The sequence below is a fragment of the Promicromonospora sukumoe genome, assembly GCF_014137995.1.
Classification (GTDB): domain Bacteria; phylum Actinomycetota; class Actinomycetes; order Actinomycetales; family Cellulomonadaceae; genus Promicromonospora; species Promicromonospora sukumoe.
In genome coordinates this window covers 879,977-895,106 of the sequence record NZ_JACGWV010000002.1, presented here as the reverse complement: position 1 = coordinate 895,106, position 15,130 = coordinate 879,977, and the positions used below count along the sequence as shown (strand labels likewise).

The 15,130-nt window shown below is 72.9% G+C and carries 14 protein-coding genes; 6 read left to right on the top strand and 8 right to left on the bottom strand.

Going from position 1 to position 15,130, the window contains the following annotated elements; genetic code table 11:
- Window positions 1-98: 98 nt before the first annotated feature.
- From FHX71_RS20975 to FHX71_RS20940, 8 genes are all read right to left on the bottom strand, one after another.
- Window positions 99-905: a polyprenol monophosphomannose synthase gene (locus FHX71_RS20975; protein ID WP_182619379.1), complete on the bottom strand. Its 807-nt coding sequence runs from the start codon at window positions 903-905 to the stop codon at window positions 99-101.
- Between the two features lie 14 nt (window positions 906-919).
- Window positions 920-1,585 carry a class F sortase gene (locus FHX71_RS20970; RefSeq protein ID WP_182619378.1) on the bottom strand — a complete coding sequence of 222 codons (666 nt, stop codon included), beginning with the start codon at window positions 1,583-1,585 and terminating at the stop codon, window positions 920-922.
- Complete coding sequence (locus FHX71_RS20965) at window positions 1,582-2,754, bottom strand: glycosyl hydrolase family 8 (protein WP_182619377.1); 1,173 nt, start codon at window positions 2,752-2,754, stop codon at window positions 1,582-1,584. The genes FHX71_RS20970 and FHX71_RS20965 overlap by 4 nt, the downstream gene beginning before the upstream one ends.
- Entirely contained in the window at window positions 2,754-3,635 is an 882-nt protein-coding gene (locus FHX71_RS20960; RefSeq protein ID WP_182619376.1) for a DUF4397 domain-containing protein, read from the bottom strand. Before FHX71_RS20960 ends, FHX71_RS20965 begins: the two co-directional genes overlap by 1 nt.
- Window positions 3,632-5,662 (bottom strand): ArnT family glycosyltransferase, encoded by a 2,031-nt coding sequence (locus FHX71_RS20955; protein WP_182619375.1) that lies wholly within the window; start codon window positions 5,660-5,662, stop codon window positions 3,632-3,634. The genes FHX71_RS20960 and FHX71_RS20955 overlap by 4 nt, the downstream gene beginning before the upstream one ends.
- Window positions 5,659-7,125, bottom strand: coding sequence for a glycosyltransferase family 2 protein (locus FHX71_RS20950; protein ID WP_182619374.1), 1,467 nt, complete (start codon window positions 7,123-7,125; stop codon window positions 5,659-5,661). Before FHX71_RS20950 ends, FHX71_RS20955 begins: the two co-directional genes overlap by 4 nt.
- A complete protein-coding gene (locus FHX71_RS20945; RefSeq protein WP_312877160.1) occupies window positions 7,122-7,544 on the bottom strand; it encodes a GtrA family protein in 423 nt (140 codons plus the stop codon). The genes FHX71_RS20950 and FHX71_RS20945 overlap by 4 nt, the downstream gene beginning before the upstream one ends.
- Window positions 7,545-7,775: 231 nt before the next feature.
- Entirely contained in the window at window positions 7,776-8,579 is an 804-nt protein-coding gene (locus FHX71_RS20940; protein ID WP_182619372.1) for an IclR family transcriptional regulator, read from the bottom strand.
- Window positions 8,580-8,775: 196 nt separating this feature from the next.
- On the opposite strand from FHX71_RS20940, the gene kduI reads away from it, so the two are divergent.
- The 6 genes from kduI (at window position 8,776) to FHX71_RS20910 (ending at window position 15,069) form a co-directional block, all read left to right on the top strand.
- A complete protein-coding gene (gene kduI, locus FHX71_RS20935) occupies window positions 8,776-9,594 on the top strand; it encodes a 5-dehydro-4-deoxy-D-glucuronate isomerase (protein ID WP_182619371.1) in 819 nt (272 codons plus the stop codon).
- A complete protein-coding gene (kduD, locus tag FHX71_RS20930) occupies window positions 9,591-10,346 on the top strand; it encodes a 2-dehydro-3-deoxy-D-gluconate 5-dehydrogenase KduD (RefSeq protein ID WP_182619370.1) in 756 nt (251 codons plus the stop codon). Before kduI ends, kduD begins: the two co-directional genes overlap by 4 nt.
- A 64-nt stretch (window positions 10,347-10,410) precedes the next feature.
- The gene (locus tag FHX71_RS20925) at window positions 10,411-11,496 is read left to right on the top strand and encodes a sugar ABC transporter substrate-binding protein (RefSeq protein WP_182619369.1); all 1,086 of its coding nucleotides are present in this window, start codon (window positions 10,411-10,413) and stop codon (window positions 11,494-11,496) included.
- A gap of 80 nt (window positions 11,497-11,576) precedes the next feature.
- On the top strand, window positions 11,577-12,515 hold the full coding sequence (locus FHX71_RS20920; RefSeq protein ID WP_220490224.1) for an ABC transporter permease: 939 nt from the start codon (window positions 11,577-11,579) through the stop codon (window positions 12,513-12,515).
- Window positions 12,512-14,074 carry a sugar ABC transporter ATP-binding protein gene (locus tag FHX71_RS20915; RefSeq protein ID WP_182619368.1) on the top strand — a complete coding sequence of 521 codons (1,563 nt, stop codon included), beginning with the start codon at window positions 12,512-12,514 and terminating at the stop codon, window positions 14,072-14,074. Before FHX71_RS20920 ends, FHX71_RS20915 begins: the two co-directional genes overlap by 4 nt.
- Window positions 14,075-14,076: 2 nt before the next feature.
- Complete coding sequence (locus tag FHX71_RS20910; protein ID WP_182619367.1) at window positions 14,077-15,069, top strand: ABC transporter permease; 993 nt, start codon at window positions 14,077-14,079, stop codon at window positions 15,067-15,069.
- Window positions 15,070-15,130 lie beyond the last annotated feature (61 nt).

Genomic DNA, 15,130 nt, shown 5'->3' with positions numbered 1-15,130 from the left:
GCGTCGTCCACCGGCCGTCGAGCAGGAACGACCTGAGGCACCCGCCGTCCGGCGGGTGCCTCAGGTCGTTCTGACCGGTCGGCCAACGGCCGGCCGGCTCACCGCTCGGCCGTTGCCCCCACCGGCGGCAGGACGCGGTGCGAGAGCGCCCGCACCGAGGGCAGCCGGCGGCCGTGGCGCACGACCGCGCCGACCGCCGCGACCCGGCGTCGCACGCCCCACCAGGTGACCAGCGCGAGCGACTCCGAGACGATCGACCCGCTCATCTTCGACTCGCCGTGGACGCGTTCCACGAAGGTGATGGGCACCTCGACCACGCGGAGCTCCCGCTCCAGCGCCCGCCAGAGCAGGTCCACCTGGAAGCAGTAGCCCTGCGACGCGACGTGCGCCAGGTCGACCCGGCGCAGCGCGGCGGCGCTGAACACCCGGTAGCCGCCGGTCGCGTCCCGGACGTCGATCCCGAGCGCGAGGCGCGTGTAGAGGTTCCCTCCCCGGCTGAGCAGCTCGCGCCGCCGCGACCAGTTCACGACGCTGCCCCCGGGCACCCACCGCGAGCCGAGCACGAGGTCGTGGTCCACGAGCTGCGCGAGCAGCAGCGGGAGCTGTTCCGGCTGGTGCGAGCCGTCGGCGTCCATCTCCACGAGCGCCTCGTAGCCGCGCTCCAGGCCCCAGGCGAACCCGGCGAGATAGGCCCCGCCGAGACCGTCCTTCACGGCGCGGTGCAGCACGTGCACCTCGGGGTGCCGCAGCGCGAGCTCGTCGGCGAGGTCACCCGTGCCGTCCGGCGAGGCGTCGTCGACGACGAGGACGTCCACCGCGTCGTTCGCGGCGAGGATGCGGCCGACCATAGGCTCGAGGTTCTCGACCTCGTTGTACGTCGGGATGATGACCAGGGTGTCGTGCATGGTGCGTCCTTTCGTCAGGAGGTCGTGCGGTCGCGCAGCTCGGCGAACACGACGAGGTTGTCGACGTAGTGGCCGCTGCCGGAGTCGAAGTCGCCGGCGCAGGTGACCAGCCGCAGCTCGGGTGCCGGGACGTTGCTGTACACGTCGGCGGTCGGGAAGGCCGACTTGGCCGACTGGGTCGACCGGGTCGTCTCGAAGGTGAGCACCTCGCCGTCGGACATCTCGACCAGGACCTCCGCCCCGGGGTCGAGCTCGTCCAGCCGCACGAAGACGGCGGGGGCGGTCCGGGAGTCCACGTGCCCGGCCACGATGGCCGGCCCGACGTCGCCGGGCTCCACGCCGTCGGCGTACCAGCCGGCCAGGTCGTAGTCGACGGGCGCCTCAAGTCGGCCGTCCTGCCCGATCCCCAGGTTCTCGAAGCCGGCGTCGACGTCGATGGACGGGATGCTGATGCGGACCGGCTCGGCGGTCTCGGCGCCGTCCGAGGCCTTCGGGGCGGCGGGGTCCTGCATCGCCCCGGCGGCGAACGAGTCGTCCGGGGCGTCCGACGCCTGCGGCTCGCCCCCGTGGCCGCCGGCGTGCTGGTCCGAGCCCGCGCAGCCGCCGAGCAGCAGCGCGGCCGCCAGGCCCGCGGCCGCGAGCCGCGCTCCGGCGAGACGCGCGCCCGTCCGGGCGGTCACGACGACGCTCCCGGCAGCGGGGCGCAGCCGCCCAGCGTGTCGGTCGTCAGCATGGCCGACGCCAGCACCACCCACGCCTGCCCGTAGTAGGTCGGGTGCTCCGTGGCCAGCGCGGCCGCACCGTCCAGGTCGTCCCTGCCCGCCTGCTCCTCGCCGACGGCGGCGGCCGCCGCCGCACGGGCGGTCAGGCTCAGCGGCGACCGGTCCTCGGTCAGCGGCCCGCCGCCCAGGTCGAGCCGCGCCGCGGGCTCGTCGAGGCGTTCCAGCGCCGCGTACGTCTGGCCGGCGAGCTGCACGTCGCCCGCCGTGCAGGACTCCGCGTAGCGCAGCGCCAGCCGGGGCGCGTCGTACCCGTACTGCACCGGGTCACCGCCGCCGAGCGGGCCCGGCATGGCCTCGACCAGGCCGTCCTCGTGGACCTGCGCCCAGTCCGGCGGCAGGGCCGTGGCGTCGAGCAGCTCGGTGGTCACCGCGGCGCTCCCTTCGTTCAGCTCGGCCCACCGCTCGTCCCCGGTGGCCTCGCCGAGCAGGTCGAAGGCCGCCGGCGACGCGTAGCTCGGGTTGTAGGCGTACGGCTCGGTCTCGGCCGCCCAGAGCCCGGGCAGCAGGATGCGGCCGAGCGAGGTCTCGACGGTCAGCCGGTCGGTGATGACGTCCGCGAGGTCGGTGCCGTCCGCGCGCAGGTCGTCCCGGTCGAACCGGTCCCCGGCGAGCACGAGCGCCCGCGCGGCGTCGAGGTCGGCGTCCGACGCGGGCTCGTCGTCGACGACCTCGCCGTCGGCCCAGCGCCAGGACAGGAGGCCGTCGTCCCGGACGAGCTCCGCGGTGGTCCAGTCCCAGATCGCGTCGAACGACTCCTCGTCGTCGGCGGCCACGGCGGCGAGCAGCCCGTAGGCCTGCCCCTCGCTCACCGTGTCGCCGCCCTCGTCGCGGCGCACCACGCGGCCGTCGTCGTCCACCCAGCCGTCGAGGAACGCGGCGGCCTGCTCGGGGACGTCGAGGTCGGCCAGCGCGGTGGTGCCGGACGACAGCATCGAGGGAGCGGACCCGGACGGCGCGGCCTGCTCGGCGTGGTCGTGCGTCTCGCCCCCGCCGACGGCGAGCACGGCGGCGCCCCCGGCCACGACGACGGCGCCCACGGCGGCCACGGCGACCTTCGCGGGCCGCATCAGGTCATCACCGGTCCGGGGACGGTGCGCACCCAGGACGCGAACGGCAGCGCGGCGAGGGAGTCGCCGGTCAGGAAGCCGCCGCCGGTGTCGACGCCGCCCTCGGGCACGTCACCCACCGACGAGCTGTCCAGCACGGGCTGGACGGTGAGCCCGCCGTCCGCGGTGTCCAGCACGAACAGGGTGGTCACGCTGCCGGGCCGCACGGTGACGTCGGCGGTGTCCCGCACGTCGCCGCCGGTGAGCTCCAGCGACCAGTCCCCGGCGTCGATCTCGGCGTACCGGGTGGCGGAGCCCGCCTGCGCGCCCTCGACGATCGCCTGGCCCGTGCTGGTCATGACGTCCACCTCGGGCGTGGTGGTCGAGGCCTGGATGAGCCGGATGCGGGCCTTGTCGGCGCCCGGCTCGGTCAGGTCGTCGGCGAACGTCCGCACCTTGAGGTCGTCGCTCGACCCGTAGGCGGCCACCGTCGTGGCCTCCTTCGCGGAGATGCGCACCGTCTCGGAGATCACCGGCACGCTGGAGCTCGACGCACCGGCGGGCACCATGCTCACGGTGTAGCTCCCCGTCGGGAGGGACTCGTAGCCGGAGACGTCCCCGTAGCCCACGCCGTCGAGCTCGAAAACGGTGGACCCGCCGCTGAGCGCCGACACGCTGACGTCCACGGACTTGGTGTCGGGCGAGAGGTGCCCGAGGCGCAGCCAGCCGCTGCCCTTCGGCGCGGCGACGGCCCCGGTGGACGTCACCTCGGCAGACGTGGCCCCGGCAGGCGTCGCGGCGCCCGGGGACGCGGCCGTCGCGACGGCGGCCGTGCCCGGCAGCAGCGCGAGGGCCGCCACGGCAGCGGTCACCCCGATACGGGAGGTGCGGGAGTGCTTCATGATGCGTTCCTTTCCGTGGGGTCCTGCAGGTTGGTGAGCGGGTAGCGCAGCACCACGGCGTCGCCGCTGACGCGGACGTCCTGGGGTGCGTAGGCCCCGGACAGCGAGGCCACGAGGGCGCTCGCGTCCGTGCTCGGTGCGCCGTCCACGACGGCGGGCCCGCCGTCGATCCGGGAGATCGACACCTGGCGCAGCGCCTGGCCCTCCTCGCCGTCGACGACGGGGAAGCCCGACACGGTCGCGCCGCCCGCCCCGGCGAGCGCGCCCAGCACCGACACGACGGGGGCGGTGACCTGCCCGTCGCGCAGCAGGTCGCGGTCGGTGTCGGCGAGCCGCAGCCCCGGGTTGGCGGCGAGCTGCTCGCCGAGCTCGGCGCGTACCGCGGCCGCCTGGTCCTGGGCGTCGCCGCCGGCGTCGCTCCCGGAGGCGACGACGCGGCGTACCTCGACGGCCTGGGCGCCCTCGCCGAACGACGCGACGACGACGGAGTTGTCGATCGCCTGCTGCACCTCGGGGAACGCGCCGGGGAAGGTGCGCATCGAGTCGGTGGTGACCACGTAGTCGGCGTCACGCCAGCCGTTGGGCGACTCCGCACGCACCGCGGGGTCGGTGTCGAGCTTGTAGTACCAGATCACGTTGTCGCGGTCCCAGCCGGCGCGGACCAGGTCGACCCACATGGCGTCGTCGACGATCAGCCGCTGGTCGCGGGAGGCGTTCTCCGCGAGCCAGGTCTGCGCGGAGCGCAGCGGCCGGTCCAGGTCGGCCAGCAGGAAGCCGCGCAGCTGGGTGGTCCACAGCGGCACCGCGGCCACCGCGCCGATCGCGCCGATCGCGGCGACCGCCACGACGCCCGTCGCGAGCGCGCGGCGGGGCCTGCCCTGGCGCACCGCACCCGAGCGCGCCGCACGCCGGCGGCCGAACACCCGGACCGCGGCGTCCACGACACCGGCGATCAGCAGCGCCGCGAACGGTAGCAGCGCGATCACGTACGGGACCGGCAGGTAGCCGCCGGGCCGGAGCATGAACAGCACCAGGCCGAGCACGAGCACCCCGTACGGCCGCAGGCGCGGCAGGGCGAGCGCCGCGACGGCGGCGAGCAGCCCCAGCACGATGACCACCTGGTCGAGCTGCCACCACAGGCCGAGGGTGCGGTTCAGGAGCGAGTCGGGATCGGTCAGGGAGCCGCTGCCCTCGCGGGACCCGAGCTGGAACGTGATCCCGTCCATCAGGCTCACGCGGCCGGCCCCGCTGAACAGCTCGCCCTTGACCGCGGCGAGCAGCAGGTAGCTGCCGCCGATGAGGACCAGGACGGTCGTGGCCACCGACAGCGTGTACCGGCGGGTCTCCCGGTGCGCGGAGCGCACCATCACCCAGACCAGCACGGGCAGGGCCAGCAGGAACGTCTCCTTGGTCAGCACGGCGACGCCGAACGCGACCGCCGACCCCGCGAACGCGGCGAGCTGCCCCCTGCGGTTGGTCGCGAGCAGGAAGGCCGCCAGCAGCCACGGCACGGCGATGTTGTCGAGGTAGACCGTGCGGTGGAACTGCACCGCCAGCGGGGACAGGACGAAGATCAGCCCGGCGGCCGACGCCACGCCGCGAGACAGCCCCACGCGACGGGCGAGCACCCACAGCAGCACCGTGGCGATCAGGGTCGCGACGATCACCGCCTCGCGCGCGGCCAGCACCGCGACGTCCCAGCGCGCGAAGGCGCCGGTGAGCTGGGTGTACCCGGCGATCTGCAGCCAGCCGAGCGGCGGGTGGTCGTACCAGTAGGTGTAGTGCGCGAGCTCGCCGAGGTGCGCCACCGCCCACGCCTGCGCGGTGTAGGTGCCTTCGTCGTCGATGCGCTGCGGGGACCCGCCGATGTTGACGAGGTTCACGACGGCGCCGACGACCAGCACGGGCGCGAGCCAGAGCAGCGAACGGGCGTGCCGGCGGGTCCACTCGGTCAGGCGCCGCGCGGGGCGGGACGCCGTCGTCGGGCCGGAGACGGGGGAGGGCCTGGTGATGGCCGGCGCGCTCATGCCGCCGCCTTCCGGACCACGGCGGTCTCGGCCGCCAGGTCGGGGAGCGGCGCGGACTCGGCGGTGCGGTGCGCCCCGGTGTGCTCGGTCTTCTCCCAGCCGCGCTCGCCGCGGGTCTCCCGGACCACGGCCCGGATGGCGGCGAGCGCGAGGAACACCTGGAAGGGGATGGTCCCGAGGATCAGCCGGACGTAGTCCCGGGCCCGGACCTTCGCGCCGTACAGGCGGCCGAACTCGTCGAGCCCCGCCACCTCGACCGCGACCGTGACCAGGGTGGGCGCGAGCGGCACGAAGGTCAGCAGTGCCACGGCGGTGGGCACCTTCGCGAACAGGATTAGGCACACCGAGAGCGGGATGAGCAGCCCCGTGGCGGCCTGCAGGAACGGCATGGCGAGCAGGTACCGGGCGAAGGCGCGCTGCGACCGCGTGGGCAGTGCGCGCCACTCGCCCTTGCGCAGCACCTGGAGGAACCCCTGGTTCCAGCGGGTGCGCTGCTTGTACAGGGAGGCGAGCGACCCCGGGGTCTCCTCGCGGGTCACGTACTGCGGGCTGTAGGCGACCGCGACCTCCGCGCCCTGGCTGGAGAGCCGCACGCCCAGCTCGCAGTCCTCCGCGAGGCAGTCGGCGTCCCACCCGTCGTTACGTATCAGGGCCTCGCGACGGATGAACACGGTGTTGCCGCCCAGCGGGATGAACCTGGCACCGGCGTGGAAGTGCAGCCGCGAGCGGAACCAGAAGTAGTACTCCAGCACGTTGCGCAGCGCCCACCAGCTCGTGTGGAAGTTCATCAGCTGCACGCCGCCCTGGACCACGAGCGCGCCGGTCTCGGTGAACCGGGAGTCGATGTGCCGCAGCAGGTCGGGGTGCACCTCGTCCTCGGCGTCGAACACGCCCACGACGTCGCCGGTCGCGTACGGGAGCGCCCGGTTGAGTGCCTTGGGCTTGTTCTTCGGGACGCTGTCGTCGACGACGACCTCGATGCGGTCGGGGTGCCGCTCGGCGGCCGCGCGGCACACGGCCTCGGTCCCCGGGTCGTCGTGCCCGACGATCGCGATGATCTGCACGTGCGGGTGCGTCTGGGTCGCGAGCGTGTCGAGCGTGCGGCCCATCACCTCCTCCTCGTGCCGCCCGGGGACCAGCAGGGTGAAGGTGTTCCGCGGCGGGTGCGGGTCCCGCGAGAACCCGGTGCTCTCCAGGGTCCCCTTGGACCGCCAGGCGTAGAGCATCCACCACAGGGTGGTGACCGCCACCGCGGTGAGGGCCAGGGCGAGCAGCACCAGCGCGGTGTACCCGGCCAGGGCGACCCAGTCCAGGTCGCCGGCGCCGCGGGCGACGTCGGCCAGGTTCGGGTCGACGACGCCGCGGTTGGGCACGTCGGCGGGCGCGGGCGCCCGCTCGGGCTCGGGGGTCAGGAGCGGGCCGGGGACGGCGCCGGCCGCCAGGGCGAGGAGCGGCGTCCTCATGCCGTGCCTCCCTTCGCCGGGGAGAAGACGAGGAACCGGTAGGCCACGTACCGGAAGGCGGTGCCGAGCGCGAAGCCCACGCCGTTGCCCGCGATGTTGTCGGCCAGGGTGGACCGGAAGCCGAGCACGTAGTGCGAGACGAAGAGGCAGCCCGCGGCGATCAGCAGCCCGCCGGCGTTCGCCAGCACGAAGAGGACCAGCTCGGTGGCCGCCGCGGGGCGGCGGGTGCTGCGGAAGGTGAGGTACCGGTGCCCCAGCCAGGCGACGGCTGTCGCGACCGTGACCGAGACGACCTTGGCCCAGATGACCTGGTCCGTCATCACGCCGGCACGCAGCGCGTTGTAGGTGCCCACGTCGACGACGAACGCCACGAGGCCCACGCCCCCGAAGGCGATGAGCTGCGGGACGGCCGAGCGCACGGCCGAGAGGAGTTGTCCGAGATGACCGCGAGATGCCGTTGCGGAAAGGGTCATGCTGGGCGTTCGGAGGCATCCGCGCTCCGGATGGCGCTCCGGACGCCGCCGGCGCACTCCTTCACATGACGTTCATCCGGGCTAAATCGGCAAAACCCCGCCCGACCAGTACAGATGCACCGGTCGGGCGGGGTTTCGCTCGGAATGTGGGCTGCGTCACTCTTCGGGGTCTGCCCCTCAGCGCACCATGCTGTTGTCGTGCACGGCCGCCAGCCGGGACTTCACGCTGAGCAGCGTCTCGATGATGAGGTCCTCGCGCCCGTCGCCCAGCCGGCTGATCGGCACCGCGACGCTCATCGCGTCCACGGCGTGGTGGCCGAAGGGGAGCGCGACGCCGAAGCAGCGCACGCCCATGCACGACTCCTCGCTCTCCGTGGCGTAGCCCTGGTAGGCCGCGCGGTCGATGATCTCCAGCACGGCCTCCTTCTTGGTGGTCGTCTTGGCCGTGATCGCGGCGATCGACTCGGGCACCAGGTCGCGGCGGGACTCGGCCGGCATCTCGGCGAGCAGGGCGCGTCCCAGCGACGTGGCGTACGCCGGAAGCCTGCGCCCGACGGCGGAGTGCATGCGCAGCGGGTGCACCGACTCCCGCTTGGCGGTGTAGATGACGTCGGCGCCGTCGAGGCGGCCGAGGTGCACCGTCTCCTCGGTGGCGGCGGCCACCTCGTCGAGCACGGACGCCGCGCGGGCCAGCACCGGGTCGCCGTCGAGGTAGGCCGAGCTGACCACGAGCGAGTGGATGCCGAGCTGGTAGACGCTCCCCGTGGGGTCGGTCTGCAGCCAGCCGCGGTCGGTCATGGTGCGCAGCAGCGCGTGCAGGCTGCTCTTGGGGATGTTCAGGCGCGTCGAGAGCTGCAGCTGAGTTCCGGGGCCGTGCGCGGCGATGTCGTCCAGCAGGTCCAGGGCACGGGCAGCGGACTTGACCGGCCCGGCGTCGGGGCCGCCGTTCGACTCCCTCTTGAACTCCTTCTGAAGCTGCATGAACTCTCCTCTGGTCCTACTGCGGTGCACCGGGCCCTCCCCGGGGGTGAATACGACAGTACCGCGAGTTCGCATACATGGACAGGTTTCCGCCCCTTGACCCGTGAGCCGGATCGCGTCTATCTTCAGACCAGTTCACATAGACGAACGCAGTTCACAGACGAACGCAGTTCGCAGACCGACGAGGGGCAACTACGTGATCCAGGTTCGATACTCGACATCTCCGTCCAGCGCGGAGACGGCCACCACAGCGGACCTGCGGGAGAACTTCCTCGTCCCCGACCTCTTCGTGAGCGGCGAGGTCAACGGCACCTACACCCACGACGACCGGCTGCTCATCGGCGGGGCCGTCCCCGGCGCCGGCGAGCTCGGCCTGCCGGCCTGGTCGGACGTGCTGGGCACGCAGTCCCACCTCGAGGGCCGCGAGCTCGGCATCATCAACGTCGGGGCCCCCGGCCACGTCGTCGTCGACGACGAGAAGTTCGAGCTCGAGCACCTCGACGGTCTCTTCGTCGGCCGGGGGAGCGAGGTCACCTTCGGCGGCGCCGACGCCGCCTACTACTTCGTGTCCGCCCCGGCGCACGCGACCTACCCGACCGCGGCGCTGCGCCACAGCGAGGTGGAGCCGGTCGCGCTGGGCTCGGCCGAGGCCGCCAACGAGCGCAACCTCTTCCGCTACGTCTGGGGCCAGGACGTCAAGACCTCGCAGCTCCAGTTCGGCGTCACGGTCATCGCCAGCGGCTCGGTCTGGAACACCTTTCCGCCGCACCTGCACGACCGCCGCACCGAGATCTACTGCTACGTGGACCTCGACGAGCAGGACCGCGTCTTCCACTTCATGGGCGAGCCCGGCGCCACCCGCCACCTCGTGCTCCGCAACCGCGAGGCCGTCATCTCCCCGCCCTGGTCGATCCACTCCGGCGCGGGCACCGGCTCGTACGCCTTCATCTGGGCGATGGCCGGCGAGAACAACGTCTACACCGACCTGAGCCCCGTGGCGCTGGAGGAGCTGTGACGTCCCCCTTCGACCTGCACGGCAGGTGCGCGGTGGTGACCGGCGCCGGGCGCGGCCTGGGCCAGGCGGTCGCCGTCGGCCTCGCGAGCGCGGGCGCGGACGTCGTCCTGCTCGGCCGGCCCGGCCGCCAGGACGCGACCCGCGACCTGGTCGCCGAGACGGGCGTCAAGGCCGAGGTCGTCGACCTCGACGTGAGCGACCTCGACGCCGTCGAGCAGGTCACCGCCGAGCTGAACGCCACCCGGCAGATCGACGTCGTGGTCAACAACGCGGGGATCATCGACCGCGAGGACTCCGTCGACGTGAGCCGCGACTCCTGGCAGCGCGTGCTCGACGTCAACCTCAACGGGCTGTTCTTCCTGACCCAGCAGCTCGGCCGCCCGATGGTCGAGCGCGGCCACGGCAAGATCGTCAGCATCGCCAGCCTGCTGTCCTTCCAGGGCGGCCTGCGGGTGGTGTCGTACGCCGCGAGCAAGCACGGCGTGGCCGGGATGACCAAGGCGCTGGCCAACGAGTGGGGGCCGCACGGCGTCCAGGTCAACGCCATCGCGCCGGGCTACATGGCCACGGACAACACCACGGCGCTCCGCGACGACGCGGACCGCTCCCGCTCCATCCTCGAACGCATCCCGGCCGGCCGCTGGGGCACCGCCGAGGACATCGCCGGCTCGGCCGTGTTCCTCAGCTCCCCGGCCGCCGACTACGTCAACGGCCACGTGCTGGTCGTCGACGGCGGCTGGATGGCCCGCTGATCTGACCCGTACCCCACAAGTCCCACCGCCGGACACCGGCAACGAACGAAATCGAGGATCGACAATGAAGTTCACCTCTCGACACACGGCCGCCGTCGTCGGCGTCACCCTGGTGGCTGCCGCCCTCACGGGCTGTACCGAAACCGCTGCCGGAGGCGGCGGCGAGACCGCCGCGGCCGAAGGCTGCGACCCCGCGGACGTGACCCTGGTGGGCCAGGTCCGCAACGAGTCCAACCCCTACGAGGCCTCGTGGCTCGACGGCGGCGACGCCTTCGCCGAGCAGGTCGGCCTCACGCAGGAGCGGCTCACGTACGACGGCGACTCGACCCGCCAGCAGGAGCAGATCAGCCAGCTCCTCGCCGGCGACACCGACTGCCTGGTCATGAACATCCTGCCCAACGGCGATTCGGACACCCCGCCGATCGTCGAGGGCGCCGAGGCGGCGGGCGCGTACCTCGTCACCCAGTGGAACAAGCCGGCCGACCTCAACGTCACCGACTACGACTACTGGCTGTCCCACCTCACCTACAACGGCGTGGAGTCGGGCAAGCAGATCGGCGACGCGCTCTCGGAGGCCATCGGCGGCTCCGGCGGGATCGTGGCCCTCCAGGGCATCCTGGACACCGGCGCGGCCAAGGACCGGTTCGCCGGGCTCGAGGAGTCGCTGGCCGCCAACCCGGACGTCGAGCTGCTCGACGACCAGACCGCCAACTTCTCCCGCGCCGAGGCGCTGGAGGTGACCAAGACGCTGCTCACCAAGCACGGTGACGACGTCAAGGGCATCTGGGCCGCGAACGACGACATGGCGCTCGGCGCGCTGGAGGCGCTCCAGCAGGCCGGCCGCGACGACGTGGCCGTGGTCGGCATCGACGCCGTGCCCGACGCGCTCACCGCGATCGAGGACGGCACCATGACGGCGACCGTCTCCAGCGACGGCCCGTGGCAGGGCGGCATCGGCCTGGCCATCGGCTACTGCGTGGCCACCGGCGAGCTCGCCGCCGAGGACATCGCCGACGAGGACCGCGCCTGGTACGCGGAGCAGTTCCTCATCGAGCAGGACAACGTCGCCGACTTCGTCTCCCCGGAGACCGACGAGGCCGACTTCGCCTGCGACAACCTCTTCAGCCGCTCGCAGGGCGCGATGTCGTGACCATGACGACATCCCCCGCCGAAGCCGACACCGACGTCGTGCACGCGCAGCGCCCCCGGCCTCGGCGGGGGGTGTCCCTCATGGACGCGGGTCCACCGATCGCGCTCGTCGTGCTCTTCGGTGTCTTCGCGGCCATGAGCCCCGGCTTCCGGACGTTCTCGAACGTGCAGAACGTGCTGGACGCCGCGGCCGTCCTCGCGGTCGTGACCTGCGGCATCAGCTTCGTGCTGATGATGGGGTCCATCGACCTGTCCGCGCCCGGCATCATGGGCGCCTCCGCGATCACGGTCGCCCTGCTGGTCGCCAACAACCGCAACGACAACGACCTCGGCCTGGTCGGCGTCCTCGTCGCCGTGCTCGTCGCGGCAGCGCTCGGCTGTCTCAGCGGGCTGGCCCTCGTGGTGCTCAAGGTGCCCTCGTTCATGGCCACCCTCGGCGTCTCCGCCGTCGGCCTGGGCGTGGCCACCCTCATGTTCGCGGGCGTTCAGCCCAACATCTCCGACGCGATGCTGGAGGGCTGGGCCGTCGAGCGGTTCCTCGGGCTGGCCCGTCTCACCTGGATCGCCCTGGCCTGCGTGATCGCGGCCTGGCTGGTCCAGCGCTACACCCGCCTGGGCCGGTACGCGTTCGCGATCGGCGGCGCCGAGGAGGTGCTCGCCCTGTCCGGGGTGCGGGTCGCGCCCTACAAGGTGGCGGTCTTCACGATGGCCGGCGCGTTCTACGGGCTGGCCGGCGTGATGGTCACCAGCCAGCTCAGCGCCGGCCTGGTCCAGGCCGGCCGGGGCTACGACTTCTCGGCCATCACGGCCGCCGTCGTCGGCGGCACCCTGCTCATCGGCGGCCGGGGCGGCATCCTGCAGTCCACGGTCGGCGTCCTGCTGGTGACCGTGCTGACCAACGGCCTGGTCCAGGTCGGCGTCAGCCCGTACTGGCAGGGCGGGGTCCAGGGCCTCATCGTCGTCGCGGCCGTCGCGGCCGCCGTCATCCCACAGCGTCGTAGGAACCAGGTGACCAAGTGACAACCGACCTGCAGATCGACCCCGGGCCGCGCGCGCCGGGGTCCCCGGCCGCCCTCGAGGTACGCGGCCTGGTCAAGCACTACCCGGGCGTCAAGGCGCTCGACGGCGTCGACCTGGTCGTGCGCCAGCACGAGGTGCTCGGCCTGGCCGGCGAGAACGGCGCCGGCAAGTCCACGCTGCTCAAGGCGCTGGTCGGCCTGGTGCGGCCCGACGCCGGCGAGATCTGGGTGCGCGGTGAGAAGGTCAAGCTGCGGAGCATCATGGACGCCGCCGACCACGGCATCGGCATGGTGTTCCAGGAGCAGTCGCTCGTGCCCAACCTGACCGCCGCCGAGAACATCGTGCTCGGCAGCGAGGGCCCGGGCGTGCGCCGCGGCGTCTACCGCTGGCGCACCATGCGCAAGCTCGCGCAGGAGCAGCTCGACAAGATCGGGTCGCACATCGACCCGCTCGCCCGCACCGACACCCTGAGCTTCGCCGACCGGCAGATGGTCGAGATCGCCAAGGTGCTCCGCATCGAGGAGCGCACGTCCCACCCGCCGGTGATCATCCTCGACGAGCCCACCTCGGTGCTGGAGTCCAAGGAGATCGACACCCTGTTCACCCAGGTGCGCCGGCTGCGCGAGTTCGCGTCCGTCGTCTTCGTCTCGCACCGGCTCGACGAGGTGCTCGACGTCTGCGACCGGGTCGCCGTGCTCCGCGGCGGGCAGTCGGTGGGCGAGGTGCCCGCCGAGGGCGCCGCGCCGGCCGAGCTGCACCGCATGATGATCGGCTCGACCGGGGCCGACGACCACTACCACGACGGCGCCGCCGAGCGGTCCGACGAGCCCCGCCGGCCCCGCCTCGAGGTGCGCGGCCTGTCCGGCAAGACCTTCCGCGACGTGGACCTCGACGTGCACGCCGGGGAGATCGTCGGCATCGTCGGCGTGCACGGCTCCGGCCGCGAGGACGTGTGCCGGGCGCTGTTCGGCGCCGAGCCCACGACGGCGGGCGAGGTGGTGCTCGACGGCAAGAAGCTCGAGCTGTCCGGCACCCGCGCGGCCTGCGCCGCCGGCGTCGGCTACGTGCCGGCCGAGCGCAAGACCGAGGGCATGGTCGGGCCGATGTCGGTGGCCGACAACATGACGCTGACCAAGCAGCAGGCCCGCTGCAGCGGCCCCGTCGTGCGCCCGCGCAAGCAGGCGTCGCTGGTGGACGGGTGGATCGAGCGGCTCTCGATCCGCACCCCGCACCGGGGCACCGCGATCCAGCGGCTGTCGGGCGGCAACCAGCAGAAGGTGGTCCTGGCGCGCTGGCTCGTGGCCGGCGACGTCCGCCTGCTGCTGCTCGACCACCCGACCCGTGGCCTCGACATCGGGGCGCGCTCGGAGGTCTACCGCCTCATGCGCGAGCTCGCCAACAGCGGCGTCGCCACCGTGCTGCTGGCCGACAGCCTGGAGGAGGCGATCGGCATGTCCGACCGCATCATCGTGATGAGCGACGGCCGCGCGACCAAGGAGGTCGCAGCCCCCGCGGGGGGCAAGCCCACCCCGCTCGACCTCGTCAAGGAGATGGTCTGAGCATGTCCACCCCCGTCCTCGCCCAGCCGGCCCCCGACGCGCCGGTCGTCCACCGGCCCACCGTGGGCCAGCGGCTCACGTCGTTCATGCCGGTCATCGCGCTCGTCGTGCTGCTGGCGGCGCTGACCATCGCCGACCCCGGCTTCCTCACCCTGAGCAGCCTCACGGCCGCGGTCCGGACCGCGGCCCCGCTCATCGTGCTCGCGGCCGGCGCCACCGTGGTGGTCCTGTGCGGCGGCATCGACCTGTCGATCGCCGCGCTCTGCTCGCTCGCCACCGTGTTCTTCGCGCTGTGGCTGCCCGACCTCGGCGGGGCCACCACCCTCGCGATCATCGCGGCGACCGGCGCGATCGGGGCGCTGCAGGGCGTGGTCCACGTGCTGCTGCGCATCCCGTCGTTCATCGTCACCCTCGGCGGCATGAGCATCTTCGCCGCGATCGCCCTGGTGATCTCGGACGCCGGCCCCATCCCGCTGGCCGACCGGGACTCCACCAAGTGGCTCACGCTCTACGTCGCCGGCGTGCTGCCGATGGCGTTCGTCGTCGCGCTGGTGCTCGTCGCCGTCGTCTCCCTGGTTCTCAAGCTCACCCCGCTGGAGAGCTGGGTGCGGGCCACCGGCTACTCGGAGTCCGCCGCCCGGCTGGGCGGCGCGCCCGTCGACCTGGTCAAGATCGGCGCGTTCACCCTCTCGGGCGCCTGCGCGGGCCTGGCCGCCGTCATGCTGGTCTCGCGGAACTTCAGCGGCAGCCCGACCATGGCCGACAACCTGCTGCTGCCCGCGGTGGCGGCCATCGTGGTGGGCGGCACCGCCATCACCGGCGGCCACGGCTCGCTGTGGCGCAGCCTCGCCGGGGCGCTCGTGGTGACGCTGCTGCGGGTCGGCCTGCCGATCGTCGGCGTCCCGTCGGCCTACGAGCAGATCCTGTACGGCGCGATCATCGTCGCCGCCGTCGCGCTCACCCTCGACCGATCGAAGGTGCTGATCATCAAGTAGCCGCGGCCCGAGCACCAGACCACCACCGACCTCGAAACAGATCCCGACACCTGGAAGGCTC

Bases quoted from the DNA above. Each gene is read 5' to 3' on its own strand.
- FHX71_RS20910 (WP_182619367.1), top strand. From the start codon at position 14,077: ATGTCCACCCCCGTCCTCGCCCAGCCGGCCCCCGACGCGCCGGTCGTC.
- FHX71_RS20925 (WP_182619369.1), top strand. From the start codon at position 10,411: ATGAAGTTCACCTCTCGACACACGGCCGCCGTCGTCGGCGTCACCCTG.
- FHX71_RS20920 (WP_220490224.1), top strand. From the start codon at position 11,577: ATGGACGCGGGTCCACCGATCGCGCTCGTCGTGCTCTTCGGTGTCTTC.
- FHX71_RS20950 (WP_182619374.1), bottom strand. From the start codon at position 7,125: ATGAGGACGCCGCTCCTCGCCCTGGCGGCCGGCGCCGTCCCCGGCCCG.
- FHX71_RS20975 (WP_182619379.1), bottom strand. From the start codon at position 905: ATGCACGACACCCTGGTCATCATCCCGACGTACAACGAGGTCGAGAAC.
- FHX71_RS20965 (WP_182619377.1), bottom strand. From the start codon at position 2,754: ATGCGGCCCGCGAAGGTCGCCGTGGCCGCCGTGGGCGCCGTCGTCGTG.
- FHX71_RS20940 (WP_182619372.1), bottom strand. From the start codon at position 8,579: ATGCAGCTTCAGAAGGAGTTCAAGAGGGAGTCGAACGGCGGCCCCGAC.
- FHX71_RS20960 (WP_182619376.1), bottom strand. From the start codon at position 3,635: ATGAAGCACTCCCGCACCTCCCGTATCGGGGTGACCGCTGCCGTGGCG.
- FHX71_RS20955 (WP_182619375.1), bottom strand. From the start codon at position 5,662: ATGAGCGCGCCGGCCATCACCAGGCCCTCCCCCGTCTCCGGCCCGACG.